Annotated in this window: 15 protein-coding genes; 10 read left to right on the top strand and 5 right to left on the bottom strand. The window is 70.7% G+C overall.

Translation table 11 applies throughout. The features are described 5' to 3' along the window. Nucleotide 1 precedes the first annotated feature (1 nt). The 3 genes from AB0M73_RS30845 (at nt 2) to AB0M73_RS30855 (ending at nt 2,791) form a co-directional block, all read left to right on the top strand. A complete protein-coding gene (locus AB0M73_RS30845; RefSeq protein ID WP_363897881.1) occupies nt 2-745 on the top strand; it encodes an ABC transporter ATP-binding protein in 744 nt (247 codons plus the stop codon). 3 nt (nt 746-748) lie between these two features. Next, nucleotides 749-1,591, top strand: coding sequence for an aminoglycoside phosphotransferase family protein (locus tag AB0M73_RS30850; protein WP_363897792.1), 843 nt, complete (start codon nt 749-751; stop codon nt 1,589-1,591). 99 nt (nt 1,592-1,690) lie between these two features. Continuing rightward, a complete protein-coding gene (locus tag AB0M73_RS30855) occupies nt 1,691-2,791 on the top strand; it encodes a DUF222 domain-containing protein (RefSeq protein ID WP_363897795.1) in 1,101 nt (366 codons plus the stop codon). Between the two features lie 1,177 nt (nt 2,792-3,968). Here the strand turns inward: AB0M73_RS30855 and AB0M73_RS30860 are convergent. After that, on the bottom strand, nt 3,969-4,700 hold the full coding sequence (locus AB0M73_RS30860) for a TauD/TfdA family dioxygenase (RefSeq protein ID WP_363897798.1): 732 nt from the start codon (nt 4,698-4,700) through the stop codon (nt 3,969-3,971). 36 nt (nt 4,701-4,736) lie between these two features. Beyond that, nucleotides 4,737-7,586: an AAA family ATPase gene (locus AB0M73_RS30865; protein ID WP_363897801.1), complete on the bottom strand. Its 2,850-nt coding sequence runs from the start codon at nt 7,584-7,586 to the stop codon at nt 4,737-4,739. Between the two features lie 267 nt (nt 7,587-7,853). On the opposite strand from AB0M73_RS30865, the gene AB0M73_RS30870 reads away from it, so the two are divergent. The 3 genes from AB0M73_RS30870 to AB0M73_RS30880 all read left to right on the top strand — a co-directional run bounded on the left by AB0M73_RS30870 (nt 7,854) and on the right by AB0M73_RS30880 (nt 12,839). Next, nucleotides 7,854-8,048: a hypothetical protein gene (locus AB0M73_RS30870; RefSeq protein WP_363897804.1), complete on the top strand. Its 195-nt coding sequence runs from the start codon at nt 7,854-7,856 to the stop codon at nt 8,046-8,048. A gap of 578 nt (nt 8,049-8,626) precedes the next feature. Then, complete coding sequence (locus tag AB0M73_RS30875) at nt 8,627-9,406, top strand: GntR family transcriptional regulator (RefSeq protein ID WP_363897883.1); 780 nt, start codon at nt 8,627-8,629, stop codon at nt 9,404-9,406. Nucleotides 9,407-9,974: 568 nt separating this feature from the next. Continuing rightward, the gene (locus AB0M73_RS30880; protein WP_363897807.1) at nt 9,975-12,839 is read left to right on the top strand and encodes an L-tyrosine/L-tryptophan isonitrile synthase family protein; all 2,865 of its coding nucleotides are present in this window, start codon (nt 9,975-9,977) and stop codon (nt 12,837-12,839) included. 1 nt (nt 12,840) lies between these two features. Here AB0M73_RS30880 and AB0M73_RS30885 read toward each other — a convergent pair whose 3' ends face one another. Together AB0M73_RS30885 and AB0M73_RS30890 are read right to left on the bottom strand one after the other, a co-directional pair. Next, nucleotides 12,841-13,842 (bottom strand): hypothetical protein, encoded by a 1,002-nt coding sequence (locus tag AB0M73_RS30885; protein ID WP_363897810.1) that lies wholly within the window; start codon nt 13,840-13,842, stop codon nt 12,841-12,843. 132 nt (nt 13,843-13,974) lie between these two features. Further along, a complete protein-coding gene (locus tag AB0M73_RS30890) occupies nt 13,975-14,838 on the bottom strand; it encodes a 3-hydroxybutyryl-CoA dehydrogenase (RefSeq protein WP_043715747.1) in 864 nt (287 codons plus the stop codon). A gap of 159 nt (nt 14,839-14,997) precedes the next feature. Here AB0M73_RS30890 and AB0M73_RS30895 point away from each other — a divergent pair, with 159 nt between their 5' ends. Further along, the gene (locus AB0M73_RS30895) at nt 14,998-15,936 is read left to right on the top strand and encodes a G1 family glutamic endopeptidase (RefSeq protein ID WP_363897814.1); all 939 of its coding nucleotides are present in this window, start codon (nt 14,998-15,000) and stop codon (nt 15,934-15,936) included. Here AB0M73_RS30895 and AB0M73_RS30900 read toward each other — a convergent pair whose 3' ends face one another. Beyond that, nucleotides 15,937-16,683: an SDR family oxidoreductase gene (locus AB0M73_RS30900; protein ID WP_363897817.1), complete on the bottom strand. Its 747-nt coding sequence runs from the start codon at nt 16,681-16,683 to the stop codon at nt 15,937-15,939. A gap of 45 nt (nt 16,684-16,728) precedes the next feature. On the opposite strand from AB0M73_RS30900, the gene AB0M73_RS30905 reads away from it, so the two are divergent. From AB0M73_RS30905 to AB0M73_RS30915, 3 genes are all read left to right on the top strand, one after another. Next, nucleotides 16,729-19,566, top strand: coding sequence for a BTAD domain-containing putative transcriptional regulator (locus tag AB0M73_RS30905; RefSeq protein ID WP_363897820.1), 2,838 nt, complete (start codon nt 16,729-16,731; stop codon nt 19,564-19,566). 269 nt (nt 19,567-19,835) lie between these two features. Continuing rightward, entirely contained in the window at nt 19,836-20,054 is a 219-nt protein-coding gene (locus tag AB0M73_RS30910; RefSeq protein WP_043715743.1) for a hypothetical protein, read from the top strand. Between the two features lie 208 nt (nt 20,055-20,262). After that, complete coding sequence (locus tag AB0M73_RS30915) at nt 20,263-20,853, top strand: CDP-alcohol phosphatidyltransferase family protein (protein WP_043715741.1); 591 nt, start codon at nt 20,263-20,265, stop codon at nt 20,851-20,853. The last annotated feature ends 17 nt before the right edge of the window (nt 20,854-20,870 follow it).

The raw sequence follows: 20,870 nt of genomic DNA on the forward strand, positions 1-20,870 counted from the left end.
CATGCTGGAAGTGGCCGGGCTCGGTCACACCTACGGTCGCGTCGACGCCGTCTCGGATGTGTCCTTCGCCGTCGAACCGGGGGAGTTGGTCTGCATCGTCGGGCCTTCCGGCTGCGGCAAGTCCACCTTGTTGCGCTGCATAGCCGGCCTGCTTCCCGCCTCCCGTGGCGACGTCTTGCTGCACGGCGACCGCGTCTCCGGCGTGCCGTCGGATCTCGCCGTCGTCTTCCAGGACTACAGCCGCTCCTTGTTGCCGTGGCGGACCGTCTTCGGCAACGTCGAGTTCCCTTTGCGGGACCGTGGTCTGTCCACTGTGGAACGGCGTTCCCGCGTCGAGGAGGCCTTGTCGTGGGTCGGTCTGTCCGGCGCCGCCGGCAAGCACCCTCATGAGCTCTCCGGTGGCATGCAGCAACGGGTCTCCATTGCCCGTGCCCTGGCCTACCGCCCCGCTTTGATGCTCATGGACGAGCCTTTCGCCTCCGTGGACGCCCAGACCCGTGCCGACCTGGAGGACCTCGTCTTGAAGGTTCGTTTGGAGGCTGGCATGACCGTTCTCCTTGTCACCCATGACATCGACGAGAGCGTCTACCTGGCCGACCGGGTGCTGGTCCTGTCGCCTTCGCCCGCTACCGTCGTCGAGACGTTGAAGGTCGATCTGGTTGCGCCTCGTGACCAGATCACTACCCGGGGGAGTGAGTCCTTCGTGCGACTGCGCACCGAGATCGCCCGCCTCATCCGGCGGTAGCCGGTGGAGCTCTTCGACATCGCCGAGGAGTTGCTGCCCGGCGTCGACCTCTCTTCGGCCTTCGTCGCCGTGGACGGCAACGTCCATGACGTTCTGCTCATCCCCGACGTCGCCGCCGTCCGCGTCAGCCGTCGCCCCCTGGCCGCCTCTTCGATGCCCCGTCGCGTCGAGGTCTTGCGCCAGTTGGCTTCCGCCGGCTTGCCTTTCCAGATCCCCGAGCCTTTGACGCCCGTCACCATGTTCGGCTCCCGTGCCGCCGTCGCCGTCTCCTGGGTCTGCGGCACCGCTTTGCCCGAGGGTGTCGGCTCTCCCACCCAGATCGCCGAAGTCCTGGACGCCGTCCGCTCCGTTCCTTTGACACCCTCCCTCTTGGCTGCCCTCGACTCTCGCGCCGATGGTCCTTCTTGGTCCACCGTCATCGAGTCCGTCATCGTCCCTCTGCTTCCTTCCCGTTGGCAGGCCGACGTCCTTGACCGCTTGGCTGACGCCCTCGCTCTACCCGCCGTCCCTGATTCCTTGGTGCACGGAGACCTTGGCGGCTCCAACGTCCACTATTCGCCCGACGGCAAGCTGCTCGGCATCCTCGACTGGGACATGGCCATGCCCGGCGACCCCGCCATCGATGCCGCCTTGATGTCTTGGCACGGCTGGGAAACCGTTCGCCAGGCCGTCTCTCCCTCCTCCTACCACCGCGCCCGCACCTGGGACTCCCTGCTCGGCGTCGGCCACCTCGTCGCCACCATGAACGGCCGCCCCATGACCAGCCCCTCCGGCTTCGTCACCGCCGTCCTCCCATGGCTAGAACAGAACCCCCGCGAGTCACGCCCTCAGGCCCCCCGAATGTAGGTTTCGGGCAGTCCTTCTTCACCGTAAGTCGTTGTGCCCCAACGCTTTTCACCCATTAGTGATTCGAGTCGATCATGCTCCGCGCGTAAACTCGCAGGTATGAACCCCGAAGTCGCTCGCATGATCGAATGCGAACGCGAGATCCGCCGCCTGCAAGCCGAGCAACTCCGCCTCATCGCCACCCTCGACGTCGACGAATGGACCGCCCACGACATCGGCCCCGCCCTGCAACTCTGTCCGTCCAACGCCTCCGACCGTGTCAAGTGGGCCCGCACCCTGCATGACGTGCACCCCACCGTCTTAGACGCCCTGCACGCCGGTGTCATCTCCGAGCGCTCCGCCCACGCCCTGGTCGACCCCACCGAGTACTACCCACCCGAACTAGCCCACCGCGCCATCGCCAAAACCCTCGAAACGGCAGCAGGCCGCTCCCCGCAGCAACTCCGCCGTTCCTGCCAGGCCCGGTTGCAGCGCGCCGACCCCGCCATCCACCTACAACGCCGCGACGCCGCCCGCCGCAGCCGCACAGTCGTCCTGTTCGACGCCCAAGACGGCCTCGGCATCGTCTCCTGCTCCCAACCCATCGAGATCGCCCACGCCATCTACACCAAGATCGACCGCCTCGCCGCCCACGAACCGAAAAACGGCCGCAACCTCGACCAGATCCGCGCCGACGTCATGGCCGGTCTCATCCTGGAAGACCCCAAGACCGCCGGCTTGAAGCCCCTGATCCAGGTCACCGTCCCCCTCACCGCCCTGCTCGGCGTCGACGAACGCCCCGGCACACTCGCCACCGGCCAACTCATCCCCGCCCCGGTCGTCCGGGAGTTGATGTCCCACCCCGGCACCCTGTTCCACCGCCTGCTCACCGATCCGGCTGGGCACCTCGTGGAGTACACCCCGAAGCTGTACCGCCCCAAGGTCGGCGTGGATCGCTTCCTCCGCGCCCGCCACCAAACCTGCGTCATGCCCTGCTGCTCACACCCGTCGCGGAGCTGCGACATCGACCACGCCACCCCCTGGCCGCTGGGGGAGTCCACCGCCACCAACATGGCACCGCTGGACCGGCGGCACCACCGCTACAAGCACGCCACCAACGCCGACGTCAGCATCGACAAGGACGGCACCACCACGGTGACAACCCGGTGGGGCCTGACCTACGTCACCACACCCGAACCCGTGGACGAGCCCCCGTTCTAAAGGCAGACTGGGGACGCCCCGCTCACCGGCCAACCACCGCCGGAAGCGTCAACGCCGGAGGGGCCGCTGCCGCGACCACGACGGCAAGCTCTGGTGTTGACGGATTTCTGTGCCGTCGCGGCCTTGCCACCCGAACCCGTGGTCCCGCCAGCCGCGCCTCACGTCCAGCGCTTGCGACCGCCGGTCCACTCACGTCACACCGTGGCTCACCTCGCCGCGCGCGCCATGACATACCTCCACCTGCTGCATCCCTTGCCGCCCTCACCTCGTCACCCCGCACCACAAACCGTCCGCCACGCCGACCCTTCCCCAACCCCACGCCCGCCAACCACGGACGCTTTTCTCCTTACGCGCCCTCCCAAGCCTTCTGTAAACCCGCGCACCCCCCGCTCGCGCCCCTCCCGCACCCCAACCGCATGCCGGACAGTCCCGCCCCTCCCTAACACCACACTCCGCACCACGAACTCGCCCTACCCTCCGTGCCCTCCCAAGCCTTCTGTAGACGCACGCCCCACCTACCGGACACTGCCCGACTCACTCGCGCATCCACCCACCTCGCGTCCCTCCCACACCCAGCCGCATGCCGGACAGTCCCGCCCTTCCCCAACACCACACCCCGCACCGTGAACGCTCCCTACCCTCCGTGCCCTCCCAAGCCTTCTGTAAACGTGCGCACCTACCCAACCCCGCCGCCCGACCCCACTCGCGCACCCACCCACCTCGCGCCCCCGCCGACACCCCAGCCGCATGCCGGACAGTCCCGCCCTTCCTCAACACCACGCCCGCGAACCACGGACGCTCCTCTCCTTTCGTGCCCTCCTAAGCCTTCTGTAGACGCACGCCCCACCTACCGGACGCCGCCCGACTCACTCGCGCATCCACCCACCTCGCGTCCCTCCCACACCCAGCCGCATGCCGGACAGTCCCGCCCTTCCCTAACACCACACCCCGCACCACGAACTCCCCCTACCTCTGCGCTCTCCCAAGCCTTCTGTAAACCCACGCACCCACCCACCAGACACCGCCCGACCTCACCCGCGCACCCACCCAACCCGCGACGCCTCCCGCACCACAGCCGCATGCCGGGCAGTCCCACCCCATACGCCAGCCGCGTAACCACGGCCTGCACATAGCGCGCAGCGAAAGAAGCAACACGACTGCCGACCGACGAAGCGACCTACAAGATGTGCACCCGATGCAACGCGGGCCGGCCCACAGCGCCCAACCCCTCCCGACGGTGCAGCACGGCATGGTTGTCGACGAGCACGAAATCGCCGTCCTGCCAAGCGTGGGTGAAAGAGAATCGGGGGTCGTACAGCCGGTCCCGGAGTTCACCGACCAGACCAGCCGCGTCGGGCACGCCGGCGAACTCCAACAGCAGGGGGATGGTGAAGGCGGCGGGGTCCAGAGGCTCCTGGTAGCGGAGGACACGACGGCCGGTGATGGGGTGGATGTCGACGAGGCGGCTGGTGCAGGTGCAGTCGCCGTACCCGCCCTGGTAGGTGACGGAGACGGACTCCCAACGGCGGAGCTCGGCCGGCGGCAGGGAAGCCAGGAGGCGGGTGGTGTCGCAGAAGGTCATCTCCCAGCCGGAAGGAGGCGCGGCGGGGCAGTGGAAGAGCAGGTAGCTGGGCGTCTGCTCGACGAAAGGGCCGTCCCAGTGGAAAAGCACGGGATCGACGCCGGTGATGTCGTACACCTCCCCGAACTCCCACCGCAGCAAGGGACCGAAGGCCCGGGCGCAGTCGGCGAGGGCGTCGGGACTGACGGAGCGGAAGCCCCGAAGGACGACGAGGCGGTGCTGGCCGACCCAACGGGCCAACAGGGCGGGAGCGAGGTCGGAGACGTCCTCGCCGGGCACGGGCGTGACGAGCAGCCCGAAGGGTGACAGCTCGGTGCGCACGGGCATGTCGCGATCCTAAGCACAGATCGGATGGGGAAAAGGCTAGTCCACAGTGGACACGGGATGGTGGGCGGCCTCCCGGGCGATCTCGCTGCGGGAATGGGCGGCGAGCTTGACGAGGATGTGCGACACGTGGGTCTGCACGGTCCTACGGGACAAGAAGAGGGCGGCGGCGATGTCGGGGTTGGAACGGCCCTGGGCGACGAGGTGCGCGACCCGGAGCTCGGTGGGGGTGAGGCTCTCCCACCCGGTGGTGGGACGGGCCCGCCGACCACGCTGCCCCCGCCGTACGCCATAAGGACGAGTGCGGGCGTCGGCGCGGCGGATGTCCCAGTCGGCGCGGAGCTCGGTGTAGACCTCGATGGCCTCGGAAAGGGAAGCGCGGGCCCGCACGAGATCTCCTGCCTCGCCGAAAAGCACGGAGGCGTCCTCCAAAGCGTTGGCCAACTCCAGGCGCCGACCGGCGGAACGGTAGTGCTCGGCGGCGGTCAGCAAGCGCAGCGGATCCCGCTCTAACAAACCCTGGCACCGGGCGGCGGCGGCATCCTTCACGGGCATGGGCGCCTCATCGGCCTCGGCCTGACACTGCTGCGTGGCCGACAAAGCGGTTTCCCGATCGCCGGCGGCCAGGGCGAGACGGGTGAGCTCCGGCAGGCACATGTATCGGACGTTCATCTCCAAGCCGGTGCCGGGAGACAACAACACCGGCGACAACTCGGCGACGGCCTGAGCCGGCAGACCATCCCGCTCACAGGCCAAGGCGCGCGCCAACAACACATAGCCGGCATTGCGGCGGTCGTCGGCGATGGCCAACGGCTCGGTCCGCACGGCCTTGAGGTGCACGGCGGCAGTGGTGCGGTCGTCCCGATGCCCGGCGATCAACGCCAACAACCCGTGCAGGGTGAGGAACGAGTACCGCCCCTCGCTCAACTCGGGAATCGACTCCAGCTCGCTCAGGGCGTCGTCCCACCGCCCCAACAAGAAGTAGTGCGCGGCCATCATCACGTGCACCTGCGTGAACCGCGCGGCCCCGGCCTGCTCGGCCAGCTCACGCACCAGAATGATCCGCTCGTCGATGCCGGCGGTCTCGTCCAGGTTGACGTCGGCGACGATCCGGTTGCACAACAGCAGCAGCCGCAGGTCCAGGTGCTCACGGTCGTCCCCGAGCACGGTCAGCGCCTGGTCGATGAGCCCCCGGTTGCCAAGCTCGTCGCCGACGAAGCTGCGGTCCAGGGACATGACGTGCAGCCCCATGCCCACGGCGAAACGATCCGGCGCGGCCTGGCCGGCCTCGATGGCGGAGGCGGCGGTGGTAAGAGCAGTGGCGGTGTCCAGGTCGACGGCCTGGACGAGGGCGGTCAGAGAAAGCAGCCGTGCGTGCCAACCGGCCGCCAAAGCGGCCGCCAGACCGGAGGCCAGCACGTCAAGGGCCTCGGCGGAGTGCCCGGTACGCAAAGAGGTGTACGCCAGGACCCAGCTCATCTCGGCGACCCGGTCGGGATCGGTGGTCCGGCTCAACACCTGGCGGGCCTGCTGCGCGGCGTCGGCGTTGCGCCCCATGCCGGCGAGCGAGGTGGCCAGCCAACTGGCGAACACGTCCCGCCGAGGGTCGTCGGACCCGACCTGGTCGATGGCCCGCCGCAACAGCTCGATCGCGGTCTGCGGCGCCCGGTGGGTCAGGATCGGGGCGGCCCCGGCCAGCCAGTCGAGGAACCACTCGTCCTCGCTGCCGGCGGCCGGCAACAGCTGCTCGGCCACCTGCGATATGGGCGCGCCGGAGTCGGCCAACGCCCGAGCGGCCTCCCGGTGCAGCGCGGTCCGGACGGCGACCGGGGTGCCGTCGTACAGGGCCTGCCGAATGAGCGGATACCGGAACGCCAGGTGCTGCCCGGCCTCGGTGATCACGCCACCGCCGACGGCCTCGGCCAACAGCAGGGCCAGCTCGGACGCCGGCATCCGCGCCACCACGGCCAGGTCGTGCACGGCGAACTCGGCCCCGAGCAGCGACGCCGCCCGCAGGGCCTCGGTGGTCTCGTCGGACAGGAACCCCAGCCGGTCGGCGATCGCCGCCGCCAGGGAGGCCGGCGCGCTCCAGCCGACGGCCCGCCCGGCCAGCTCGGCCACCCGCCCGGTGACCCGGACGGCGTTCTCCCGCAGCAGGGCGTCCACCAGCTCGGTCAGGTAGCCCGGGTTGCCGGCGGCCCGTTCGGCCAAACGAGTGAGCTCGGCCCCGACCTCACGCCCGCCGGTGCGCACGGCGATCAGCTCGGACACCTCGTCGGCCGCCAACCGTGACAACTCCAGCTGCACGCCGCCGCGAGCCGAGAAGCTGCGCCGCAACTGGTCCAGCTCGGTGCGTCGAGGCACCGGCCGGTAGGCGCCGACCAGCAGTAAAGGGAGCTGCTCGGTGGCACGGGACAACCGGTGCCACACGTGCAGGCTGGCGCTGTCGGCCCACTGCATGTCGTCCAGGACCATCAGCACGGGCTTGGTCTCGCACGCCCGGTCGACCAGGGCCAGCAGCTGCTCGGCCGCCCCGAGCACGGCGTCGCCGGTGCCGGTCACGCCGGGGGAGTGCTCCTGCCGCAGCAGCCGGATGATGCCGGCCCGCCACGGGTCCTCGGCCCGGCCGATCACGTCGAGGCAGTCCAGCACGGCGCGCAGCGGGAAGGGTTGGCCGAGTTCGTCGGCGGCGGCCCAGAAGACCTCGCAACCCAGGTCGCGGGCGGTGCGCAGGCCGGCGGCCAGCAGCGCCGACTTGCCGATGCCGGGATCGCCCTCGACCAGGGCGGACTGGCCGCGGCCGGCGACCACCTCACGCAGCAGCCGACCGAGCAGGGCGACGTCTCCGTGCCGTCCCACGAAGGTCTCCGTCGCCGCGGTTGGCCCCATGCTGTGAGAGTAGACGGATCTTGAGCCGGGTCGCTCGTCTACCACCCGGACGTCGTCGTCGCGCATGTCCGTGTGCGGAGCGTGGCCGCCCGGGCGAGTGAACCGAACGGCGGTTGCTCTGCGTCATCACACGACAGAGTGGCTGTCACAATTCTCCGCCGGATGGCGGATGTCCTTGACGGGGCATGCGCGGATGGTAATCGTTGTGGCGGCTGCCACACCTCAACAGAGCAGTTGAGGGGTTAACTCGGAAGGCGGTGAGCACGGATGGTGCTCTCGGTACAGCACCCCGATGCCACTCCCAGCGGCAAGCGCGGCCTCGAGGCCCTGCTCGACTCCTATCACCACGTCGCCGCGGATGTCCTCAACGCGCACGTCCGCGCCGGTGAGCACTGCACGGACTGCGGTCAGGTCTGGCCCTGCGCGCCGGTCAACTCGGCGGCGTTCGCCCTGGACCTCTAGGCCGCAGCCGGCACTGGGGGAAGCCGGGTCGACATCGGGAGGGTCGGCCCGGAGGTTGCGCCGTTCGGCGCAGCCGAGGGGGACGCATGGGCTCAAGCACGGCCGCGCCGCGGTGTCGGCGCGGCCGTCTTTTGGCGTGCGCACGGAGAAGCGCGTCACACCCGGCTGGACCATTCGTGCACACTTTGGGTGCTGGGTGGCCAGGCGCACGCAGCCAACCAGTGGGAACATCTGAAGTTCGCTACCGCCGCACCCGGCCTGGCCGTAGCGTCGCTGCCGTGGGCACGGGTATTTCGCTGCAACCGATCTGGTGGGTCGAGCAGAACGAGACCGAACTGGCGATCCAGGTGACGCACCCGGAGGGCGCGCGGTTCGCCGACCGGGCCGTCAGCGAGGCCGGCGCGGAGGTCAAGGTCGAGCTGGCGACGCTGTCGGAGGCGGGCGGATCGACGAAGATCGACGCCGCGCTGTCGACGCTGCGGGTCAGGCTGCGTGAACCAATGGCCGACCGGCGGCTGGTGATGCTGGTCGACGGCGAGCCGATCGCGGCGGCCCGGGTCAACCCGACCATCCAGAACCTGACGACCGATCCGGCCGACCCGGCCCGGCACCGGGCGGGCGAGCCGGTGCGCGCCGGCATCCCCGAGGACGGGCGGGTGCCGCGCTACTACGCGGTCAAGACCCAGCTGCTGGAGCTGACCGGCAAGCTCGGCGAGGGTGCGGCGCTGCCGTCCGAGCGGGAGCTGGCCGAACGCTTCGGCGTGGCCCGCATGACGCTGCGCCAGGCCGTCTCCGAGCTGGTGCTGGAGGGCAAGCTCCAGCGCCGCCACGGCAGTGGCACCTATGTCATGCCGCCCAAGCTGGTGCAGCCGCTGTCCCTGGTCAGCCTGTCGGAGGGCATCCGCCGCCAGGGCGCGACCCCCAGCCGCAAGCTCGTCACGCTGGAGCACCTGCCGGCCGATCCCACCCTGGCCGCCGATCTGAACATCGAGCCGGGCGACCTGGTGCTGCACATCGAGCGCACGGTCGAGGCCACCGGCCAGAACGTCGGCCTGGAGTCGACCTACCTGGCCGCCGCCCGCTTCCCGTCGCTGCTCGACGTGTTCGACCCGGACGCCTCGCTGCACAGCTGCCTGGCCAACCGGCTCGGTGTCGTCTTCGCCGAAGCCGAGGAGCGGGTCGAGACGGTGCTGGCGACGCCGCGGGAGGCCAAGCTGATCGGCACCAACCCGGCGCTGCCGATGCTGCTGCTGCACCGCCGGTCGCTGGACCCCGACGGCGTGCCGATCGAGCGGGTCAGGTCGCTGTTCCGCGGTGACCGGTTCAGTTTCAGCACCCGGTTGCGGCCCGAGGACTGATTCACGTCACCGGCATTTCACCCGGCCGGCGTCTCAATTCGGTATGACCGGATGACGATGTTTACCGCGCGTCCGCGGTGGGTAAGGGCGGGCCGTGCCCATTACGGTGGACGGTAGCCGCCCAGTTCGTCCCGACAGCGGTTTGCCGGCCACGATGTGTCGACCGGCCCCGGAACCCGATCGGGTAATTCCCGCGCGCCCGGGCGGCACCGGCTTGCCCGGGCGCGGCCGTCCGTATCATCGTGGCGGTTGCCGTGGGGACGATGTCACCGACGGTAGACCCGGCGCATTGTAGAAACCGGCTGTGAATGCCGGGTGAAAGCCGGGGAGGAACCGCGTGCGGCCCGGTGGAACGTATCGGCGTGGACCTGCGGCCGAACATGGTGCGGTCCGGCCCGGCGGTATGTCAAGCTCGCTTACGAAGCGAGTGATGTAGATCACGTAACACCCAAAAGAGGCGCTCCACGCTGACAGGTTCTCGATATACTCGGATCCAGTGCCGCGAATTCCGGGGACCAAGAACCGCGGCTGAATATGTGGAGAGCCACGTGTTCGTTAGGGCCCTGGTATGAGCATGTTGGACGGAGCCGCCCCGCAGGCGGTGCCGCGCCCGGTCAGTGACGGCTGCGAGGAGCACCTCGCGATGGCCGCCGGCTGGCAGCGGCTGGCCGAGCTGGTGCGGCGCGATGCCGAGCTGCGCCTGCACCTCGCGCTGCGTCCCCCGCGCGACCTGTCCGCCGATCTGGGTGACGGCCCTCAGCCGACACATCCGCGCGCGTCCGACCAGGTCCGTATCGTCTCGCCGGCCGCGCTGCTGGACCGCGCCGCCGACGACGAGCGAACCCTGCTGGAGCAGGCCATCGCCAACCAGCACGAGCCGATGGACGCGCTGGACTTCGTCGCCGACCACTTCGTCCGGCCGCTGGTCGCGGTGTGGCGGGCCCTGGTCGACCGGCACGGGCTGCTGCTCGACCTGGACGCCGACCACATCAGATTCGAGCTCACGCCGGGCGTGCGCGCCACCGGACGGCTCGTGCTGATCTCGGTCGCCGGGCTGCGCGAGACCGCCGAGGTCGACGCGCTGGAGGTGAGCCGGGCGGCCCGCGCCCTGCACGGCGGGCTGAACACGCTGGCCGCCGGCTTCCAGCAGGCCACCTTCGACGGCCGCCAGTACAAGGGGCGGGCCGTGCGTGCCGCCGTGGAGTCGGTGCTGTCGGCCGAACTGCGCTATCTCGCGCCGGAGACGGCCGCCCTGCTGCGCGGCGACCACCCGCTCGACCGCTACGTGCACTCCGTGCCCGAGGAACAGGACCGCCTGCTGCGCGATGTGCTGCGCGCCGTCGAGGAAAGCTCGGCCGCCCGCCGCCGCGACCCGTCGCTGCCCGTGCCGGCCGTGGTCATCGACCTCGACCTGTGTGGGCTGGTGCCGAAGGCCAGGACCCTGCACGCCGCCCGCACGCTGGCCGGGCCGCGCGAGGGCGCGCCGCAGGGCATCCCGGAGCTGGCGCGTCCGGGCACGCTGCGCGCGCTGCCGTCCTACTCGAAGCCGGCCTGGGACCGGTTCCTGGAGGTCTCCGGCGTGGCCGGGCGCTATCCGGACGTCGAGTGGGACGACGTGCACGCCGAGTTCTGCCCCGCCTTCTACCGGCCGTGGGAACGACTGCGCTCCGACTCGCTGGCGCCGGGGCTGGTCCGGTTCGTCCGCGACGTGGAGGACGCCGGCGGCGAGGTCGTGTTCAACACCGGCCGCCGGGACCGGGTGCGCGAGCACACCAGTGCCGTGCTGGCCCGGGGCGGCCTGACCCACGTGCGACTGCTGACGCTGCCCGACGACCGGGTGCGGCCGATAGCCGAGCTGAAGGTGGAGAACCTGCGCCGCCTCGCGGACCTGGACGTGGTCGCGGTGTTCGACGACCTCACCGAGAACCGTCAGGTGCTGCGGGATTCCTTTCCCGACGCCATGGTCGTCGCCGTCGAGGCCCCCGGCTTCGTCAGCGACCGTGCCCCCGGTTGCCCGCCGCCGGACGGCGCCCCGCTGATCGCCACCTTCGAACGCCTGCCGCGGCAGGCCGGAGGCTCCACGCCCGCCTTGTCCCACACGCATTCCATCGCCGAGTTGCAGGTCGGCGAGCTGTCGGTGGGCCTGCCCGCGCGCGGGCACGCCGTGAACCTGTCGGTGGCGCAGACGCTGTCCATCGTCGACCGGCTGGTGGCCGAAGCCGACTCCAACGCGCAGCGCACGGCCGCCGCGGCGCCGGGGCACCTCCGTGCGGCACTGTCCACTGTGGCCGATCCGCTCGAACGGACCGTGCTGCTGCTGCACCACGTGTTCATGCGCAAGCAGTTCCACCGCGGCTCACGGGGCACGTACACGCCGGAGATGGCCCGCAAGGACCTGATGCCGTTCCTGCGCTACAACCAGCCGATCCAGGTGGTGGTGCCGGGCTTCCCGGTGAAGCAGAGCCAGAGCGGGCTCAAGGCCACCGGGGTGCTGCCGGACCTCGCCGAACTGGGCGTGTTGGTGCGGCTGCGTGAACTCCAGCAGACGGTGAAATGCCTGTACGCGCCGGGATTGCGCATCACGGTGCTGACCGACGGCCACCACTTCCGCCCGCGCCCGGCCGTGATCGTCGAGTCCTACCTGCGCAAGCTCAACCAGTACCTGCGGCTGGTCGGCGGCCAGGACTTCCTGGAGTTCGCCGACATCGACGACGTGGCCCGGCGCAAGCTCGGGTCCTGCCTGGACAGCGAGCGTATCGTCCTCATCGAGTACTTCCAGAACACCTTCCGCAAGGCGTTCACGGAGCTGGACATCGCCGCCGACCCGATGGGCGTGCTGTCGCGGGTGTCCGATGTGGACCCGATGGCCGAGCACACCCCGGGCGGGCTGGCCTTCCGCGACATGTTCCGGTCCATCCTGCACTCGGTGGCGCTGGACGTGCCGGCCGGGCGGGACCGGATGTCCTGGGCCCGCGCCGTGTACACCGACCCGTACCAGCTGGGCGACCCGGCGACCCCGGCCGAGATCGTCCGGGCCCGGCGGCAGGTGCTGCGGCAGGCCTGGAGCGACACCGTGCGCTACCTGTCGGCCGTGCTGACCGACCGGGAACTGGGCTACGACAGCCTGTTCACGCACCGGGTGCGCCTGACCGTCAGCATGCCGTCGCCGGGCCGGGTCGGCTTCGCCGCGCTCGGCGGCTCCGCGCTGCTGCCGTGGCACGGGACGGCGGCCGTGGACGAGAAGGGCACGCTGTCCACCGACTTCGCGATCTGGCTCTACGACCAGGGTTTCGTGCCGGTGTACTCGCCGGTGCTGGGCTACCGTCAGCCCTGGCTGATGGCCCCGGTGACGTCGACCGCCGTGGTCGACAGCTCCCGCGGCGCCCAGCTGATCCCCGAGCTGCTGGAGGGAATCCACCTGCGCCGCAAGTGATTCAGTCGGCCGTCAGCTTGAGCATGGCCTGCACGGCCCGCTCGGCCTCGGCCGGTGCCCGCCGCCCGAGCCCGCAGCTGGTGGCGATGTCCACCGGCCGCCCGGCGGCGGTCTCCACGAGATCGCGGACCCGCAGCTGGTCCGACGGATCCTGGAGCTCGTGGGCGATACCGGCGATCAGCGGCATGTCGTGCAGGCGGCGCAGCGGCCCGTAGAAGGCGGCGTCGGTGGTCGGCGGCTGATCCCCGCCGGACATGGGCAGATGGACGAACTCCAGCGATCGGCCGGCCGGCCACCGGCGCACGATGGCGTTGGCCAGCAACACCAACGGCTCCGCGTCGGGAAGCTGGCGCAGCGCCCGGTGCCCGAGATCACCGAGGCACAGGTGCACGCCGAATCGCGAGCCCTGCGGCGCGCGGGCGACCGGGCGGGTGACGAGGTGGGCCATGAACGCGGCCATCGCCGGCCGCAGCAGACGCGGCGCCGAGGCGACGGCGATCAACGCGGCAGGAACTTCCAGCTGGAACACGACATCCGGCGCGGCGATGCGGGAAATCTGGTCGGACACGGCCGTGAGGAACTTGCGGCTGTGGCGGATCGCGCCCAGCGGGCCGAAGGTGAACAGGGCCATGTCGAGATAACCGGGCACACCGACCTGCATCGGCAGCCCGGCATCGTCCACAACGGACTCCAGGGCCGCCCGGTCCTCGGTCGCGTACTGCTCAAGGCGCAGCGGAATACGCAGCTGCTGGCCGCGCCGCACCGTCAACAGGTCGGTGTCCTCGTAGCCGGACCAGTCACCGTCCTTGACGGACCGGATCTCCGGCTGGCCCTTGAGCTCCTTGACCATCGGCACGAACCACAGCAGCCGCGGGCCGGTCTCGCCGCTGGACAGCCGCCGCAGCAGCGGCCGGACTTCGTCCCCCAGCTGCCAGGAGAACGCGGCTCGCGCGTCGGGGAACTGCGGCATCGTGCCGACGAAGTGCATGTGCCTGCGAGACATGCCCTGATATTCGGCCATCTGCCGCGGAGATCAGGCCATCGGCGGACGGTCGGCGGGTGATCACTTCCTGTCCGGCCGGCCGGGCGGGCACCCGTGCCGATCTTCGGTGCCCGTCCGGACGGCGGCGTTGACTCAGCCGGAGTAGTCGTAGAAGCCGCGGCCCGACTTCTTGCCCAGCAGACCGGCGTCGACCATGCGCAGCAGCAGCGGCGGCGGCGAGTACAGCGGCTCCTTGAACTCCTCGTACATCGACTCGGCGATGGCCTTGGTGGTGTCCAGGCCGATCAGGTCGGTCAGCTGCAGCGGCCCCATCGGGTGCGCGCAGCCCAGCACCATGCCCTGGTCGATGTCGGCGGCCGAGGCGTAGCCCGACTCCATCATCCGGATGGCCGACAGCAGGTAGGGGATGAGCAGCGAGTTCACCACGAAGCCGGCCCGGTCCTGGGCGGTGATGACCTCCTTGCGCAGCTGGCCGGCCGCGAAGCCACGGGCCCGCAGCGCCGTCTCCTGGCTGGTCAGCAGGGAGGGCACCAGCTCGACCAGCTTGAGCACCGGCACCGGGTTGAAGAAGTGGATGCCGATCACGTTGGCCGGCCGCTGCGTGGCCATGCCCAGCTTCATGATCGGGATGGACGAGGTGTTGGACGCGAAGATGGCGTCCTGGTCGGTCACCACCTTGTCCAGGGTGGTGAACACCTCGGTCTTGACCTGCTCGCTCTCGGCGACGGCCTCGACCACGAGCTCGCGGTCGGCGAAGTCGCCGAGGTCGGTGGTGAACCGCAGGCGGCCCTGCGCGGCGTCGCGGTCCTGTTCGGACAGCTTGCCGCTGCGCACGCCGCGCGCCAGCGACTTGGCGATCCGCTCCCGGCCCGCCTCCATCGCGGTCGGACTCGCTTCGCTGACGATCACGTCCAGCCCGGCCCGCGCGCACACCTCCGCGATGCCCGAACCCATCAGTCCGGCGCCAACCACGCCCACCCGGCGGATCTCAGCCACAGGGATCCTTCCTCCTTCATCGGTCCACGTCGCCGGACAGGATCGCTGGCCGACGAGGTCAACTGTATCTGTTGTCCCCCGGCGGGCTCCTGGAAGCACGCGACGTCGTTTTCCGCATTGATCAGAAATGCCCCGGCGCCGCACGGGAGGTGCCTCGCATTGACCGAAACCACCATGGCGCCGAGCGAACTGGGCGTCCGATTGTTCACCCGGCCGCCGGCCGATTTCGACCCGCTGACCGCCGACCAGCGGGAACTGCTGGTGCACGGTTTCCCGGCCCGGCCGGACCAGGACTCGCAGCGGCCGCTGTACACGCAGTGGAAGCGCAGAGTCAGCAGAAAGCACACGAGAATCGAGCCGGTTTTCGTGCGCAACACCGACAAGGTGCACGGCCCGATGCGCGGCCCGAGCTCGGAACTCGATCTCCTGGGCGCCGCGCGGGCGAAGCCGGCCGACGCGACCTCGACGAACTGGTCGGGCACCGCGGTGTTCGCCCCCGCCGGCGACTCGTTCAAGTGGGTCGAGGGCGAGTGGACCGTGGCCGACCCGTCCGACCCGAACGGCGGCAAGAGCTCGTACTACTCCTCGTCCTGGGTCGGCATCGACGGCTGGGGCTCGCCCGACGTGCTCCAGGCCGGCACCGAGTCCTCGCTGGTCAACGGGACCAAGCGGGTCTACGCCTGGTGGGAGTGGTACCCGGACTTCGAGATCGCCATCTCGAACTTCCCGGTCTCCGCCGGCGACACCATGTTCTGCCTGATCTGCGCCACCTCGGCCACCACCGCGTCGATCTGGCTGGCCAACGACAGCACCGACCAGTCGGTGTCGTTCGCCATCACCGCGCCCAGCGGCACCACGCTGCGCGGCAACTGCGCGGAATGGATCGTGGAAACGCCGAGTGTCGGCGGTTCTCCGACCACGCTTCCCGATTACGGCGTGGTCTATTTCGATGACGCACAGGCGTTGGCCAACACCGCCGGCTGGGTCGGCGGCAACACCGGAACGCCGATCACGCTCGTCAATTCCGGTGGCACCGCGCTGTCCACGCCGACGGTGAAGGCGACGGATCTGCTGAAGCTCACGTACAACGACGTGTGATCAGATTCCGCCGGCCACCCGCAGAATGGCGCCGGTGGTGTAGGACGCCTGCTCGGTCATGAGCCAGGCGATCGCGTTCGCGATTTCCGCTGGGTCGCCCGGGCGGCCCAGCGGGATCCGGCCGGCCGCCTTCCAGGCCCGTTCGGGGTCGCCGGAGAGGGTGTGGATCTCGGTGTCGACCATGCCCGGGGCCACCGTGTTGACCCGGATGCCCTCCTGGGCGACCTCCTTGGCCAGGCCCACGGTCAGCACGTCCACCGCGCCCTTGGACGCCGCGTAGTGCACGTACTCGCCGGGCCCGCCGTGGATGGTGGCCGAGGAGGAGACGAACACGATGGCGCCGCCGTTGCCGCCGCGGGCGGTGGACATCGACTGCACGGCCCGCCGCGCGCACAGCATGGCCCCGAGCACGTTGACCTCCAGCACGTAGCGCAGCTGGCTGACGGGCTGGTCGGCCAGCGGCGCCATCGGGCTGGTCACGCCGGCGTTGGCGACCAGGCCGGTGATCTGCCCGAGCTCCTCGCGGGCCTCGCGGAACAGCACCTCGATGTCGTCCTCGCTGGTCATGTCGGCCCGGACCGCGATGCACCGTCCGCCGGTCTCGATCACCTCCTGGACGACCTTCTCGGCGGCGTCGGTGTCCTCGCGGAAGGACAGGCAGACCGCATGCCCGTCGGCGGCCAGGCGGCGCACCGCCGCCGCGCCGATGCCGCGGCTGCCGCCCGTGACGATCGTGACTGGAGACACTGGTTCCCCCAACTCTGTCTTGTCAGCACCGGCATTATCTCAAGGGTGGGGGTGCACTACGGGGTGCTGGGGCCGCTCGAGGTCACTATCGACAGCGAGGTGACAGCGCTGCCGGCCGCCAAGCACCGGATCGTGCTGGCCGCGCTGCTGCTCAGCGCCAACCAGCCGGTGTCGGTCGAGGAGCTGACCGAGCGGCTGTGGGGCGAGGAGCCGCCGGCCAGCGCCAAGGCGACGCTGCAGGGCTACGTGCTGAGGCTGCGTCGCACGCTGACCGGGGTGGATCCGCTCCGCACCCGGCCGCCGGGCTATCTGATCGACGTGGCGCCGGGCCAGCTCGACCTGGACGTGTTCAAGGCCCTGGTGGCGGAGGCCGAGTTGGCGCCGGCCGCCGTGGCCGCGCAACGGCTGCGGGAGGCGCTGGATCTCTGGCGGGGTCCGGCGCTGTCCGACGTGCCGTCGCCGTCCCTGCACGCCGTGGCCGGGCGCTGGCTGGCGGAGCTGCGGATCAACGCGTTGGAGCGGCGCATCGACGCCGACCTCCGGCTCGGCCGGCACGCCGAGCTGCTGGGGGAGCTGGCCGGTCTGGTGGCGGACTCGCCGCTGCACGAGCCGTTCCGAGCCCAGCTCATGCTGGCCCTGCACCGCGCCGGCCGCAGCGCCGATGCCCTGCGGACGTATCGGGACGCGCGGTCGATGATCGTCGCCGAGCAGGGGATCGAGCCGGGGGAGCGGCTGCGGGAGCTGGAACGCGGCGTGCTGACCGGGGATCCCGCGTTGGACTGGACGCCGGACAGGGTCGTTGTCCGGCCGCAGGCGTTGCCGCCGGACGTGGACCTGGTGGGTCGAGCATCCCTCGCCGACGAGCTGACCTCCCGGCTGGCCGAGCCGTCCCCGCGCAGCGGCATGCCCGTGGTGCAGGTGATCACCGGCATGTCCGGCGTCGGGAAGTCCGCGCTGGCCGTCCACATCGGTCACCGGCTGCGGGCCTACTTCCCGGACGGCCGGCTGCACGCCACGCTGAGCGACGCCACCGGCCCCGTCCATCCGGCCGAGGTGCTGGGCCGGCTGTTGCGGCTGCTGGGCGTGCTCGGCACCCACCTCCCGGACAGCGTCGAGGGCCGTTCCACGTTGCTGCGTGACCGGTTGGCCGGGCGGCGGGTGTTGCTCGTGCTGGACGACGCCGCCGACGAGGCCCAGGTCAGACCGCTGATTCCCGGCGACGAGTGCTCGGCCGTGCTGGTCACCAGCCGCAACCGGCTGACCGGGCTGGCCGGAGCTTCGACCGTCGACCTGACCGTGCTCGACGACGAGGATTCGCGGCGGCTGCTGGAGACCGTGCTCGGCGCCCAGCGGGTCGCCGCCGAGCTTGAAGCCGCCGCGGACCTGGTCCGGCAGTGCGGCGGGCTGCCGTTGGCGTTGCGGATCGCCGCCGCACGGCTGGCCGCCCGCACGAGCCGTCCGCTGAGCTGGCTGGTGGCCCAGCTGGCCGACGAGCAGCGGCGGCTGGACGGCCTGGAGGCCGGGGATCTGCAAGTGCGAGCCAGCCTCGCAACCGGGTATCGGGCCCTGGACGACGAGCGGCGGCGGGCGCTGCGGCTGCTGGGATCGCTGGACACCACGGAGTACTCGCCACAGCTGGCGGCCGCCGCGCTGGATCGACCGACGCATCGGGCGGAGCGGCTGGTCGAGGATCTGGTCGACGCCCAGCTGCTGGACGAGGTGGCCGACCGGTACCGGATGCACGGGTTGGTGCGGCTGTACGCCCGTGAACAGGTGGAGCCCGTCGAGCGGGCGGCGGCCGTGTCGCGGTCGTTGACGGCGTGGTTGGCGGCGGCGGAAGAGGCCGAGGCGCAGCTGCCGAACGCCGGCTGGCTGCCGCGTCCACCGGGCCAGGGAGCGGTGTCGTCCGGTGATCCGATGGCCTGGTTCGAGTTGGAACGGCCGGAACTGGCCGTCGCCATCGAACAGGCGGCCGTCGAGGGGTATGCGGAACACGCATGGCGGTTGGCGGCAGCCTGCGAAGGCTTCATGGAGCTGCGCGGGCACTGGGACGACTGGCGGCGGTGTCAGGAACGGGCCCTCGCCGCTGCCGTGACCGGCGACGACCGCTGGGGCGAGGCCCGGATGCGCTTCGGCCTGGGTCGGCTGTGCTTCGCCCAGGACCGGCACGACCTGGCCTCGCGGCTGCTGGGGCAGGCCGCGGAGCTGTGGGCCGAGGACTGCCTGTCGCATGCGCATGCGTTGATGGCGCTGGGGGACGTGCACCACCACAACGGGCGCCTCGACCTGGCGCGGCGCTGCTTCGAGGAGGCGGCCGCCGGCTACCACCTGGAGCACGACACCCGCGGCAGCATCAATGCCGGCTTCTGTCTGGGGCTGGTGGATCGCGACGAAGGGGACCGCGACGCCGCGAAAGCGGCCTTGGCGGCGGCGCTGGCGGCCTTCCGAGGCCTCGGCGACTCGTACGGACAGGCCCAGGTCCTGCTGTTCCTCGGCGCCTCGCACAGCAAATGGGGCGACCAGGACCCCGCCGAACGCTGCCTGGTCGAGGCGACCGCGCTGTATCGGGGCTTCGGGGACCGGCTGGGCGAGCTGCGCTGCGCGCGGCAACTCGGGCACGTGCTCGTCACGAGAGGCGACACCGCCCGCGCCGAACGGGTGCTCAGCGGCTGCCAGCGGGCGTTCGCCGAGATCGGGGACGTGTTCGGGGAGGCCACGACCTGCTGGAGTCTGGCCGAGCTGGCGCTGCGCGACGGCGACGAGCGGCTCGGCCGCCGGAGGCTGACCGACGCGCTGGCTTTGTTCACCCGAGCCGGTCTCGAACCGTGGCAGCGGCGTATGCGCGCGCGGTTGGCGGAACTGGGCAGGTCAGCCCCGGTATGACCAGTGCGGCCGATCGGCGGTACCACGAAGCGCCGACGTTGGTCGGTCGTGCAGCTGCGCCGAACGGCACCGACGGTGACCCCCGGCACAAGTCGATCACGTGACCGGGATCGCAGCTGGGCGACGTATCTGCTCCGGCGAGCGCGGGCGGGGCGGAATCCGGGTTTCGGCGGCGGAAAGGGGTCCAGAATCGTCCAGGTCGGGGTAACGCACAGCGACCGGGTGGCCGACTTCCCGGACGGAACCCCTCACGGAGGATTCAGCTAGCGATGAGCGTCACTGCCGAGGCAATCAGCCCGTCCGAGGCGAACCGGAACTCCCGTCCGCTGCCGACCGCGCCGTGCAGCGTCGTGTGGAGCGGCGGGCACGCGTACGTGCTGGAGGGATCGCACGGCCGGGCCCGCTGGGTCGGCGTCGACGACCGCGGCCGCCCCCGCTTCTACACCGGCGACGAGCTCCAGCTCCGCGGCTGGTCCCGCTCCCGGTGACCTCTCGCGGCACCCCCGCGAGTCCCGCTCAGCGTCACACCGAGTTCCGCTCTTCTGCGTTATCCAGTTGCCCGAGCGTCGATTCCCGAGTCGGCGCGCGGGCGGCCAAGTCCCACATCTGGGCAATCCGATCCCGCCCCCGTCTCGTTCTGGCGACACGCCAGCTCCCCGGGGGCGGGATCTCTCATGACGCACCTAGGCTTGGGGCGTGGTCCAAGGCAACGCACACGTACGGTCCGACCGGGTGCTCACCGTCCCCAACCTGCTGAGCATCCTGCGTCTGGCGGGTGTGCCGCTCTTCCTCTGGCTCCTGCTCGGCCCGCGCGAGGACGTGTGGGCCGTGGTGGTGCTGGCCCTGGCCGCCATCTCCGACTGGCTGGACGGCAAGCTGGCCCGCTGGCTCGACCAGACCAGCCGGCTCGGCACCCTGCTCGACCCGGCCGCCGACCGGCTCTACATCCTGGCCACCGCGTTCGCCTTCGTCGTGCGGGACATCCTGCCCTGGTGGTTCGTCGCGCTGGTGTTCCTGCGTGACCTCGCCGTCACCCTCTGCCTGCCCCTCCTGAAGCGAGCCGGCTACGACGCCCCGGACGTGATCTACCTCGGCAAGGCCGGCACCTTCTGCCTGTTGTACGCGCTGCCGATCCTGTTGCTGGCCCAGATCGGGCCGGGCGTCGCCATGATCGCCGGCCCGATCGGCTACGGCTTCGCCGGCTGGGGCCTGCTGATGCACGTCTGGTCCGGCGCGCTCTACGTCTTCCAGTGCGTCCAGGCCGCCCGCCACCCGGTGCGCCGCTGATCAACGCCGAACCACGT

Source organism: Kutzneria sp. NPDC051319, assembly GCF_040682195.1.
GTDB lineage: Bacteria > Actinomycetota > Actinomycetes > Mycobacteriales > Pseudonocardiaceae > Kutzneria.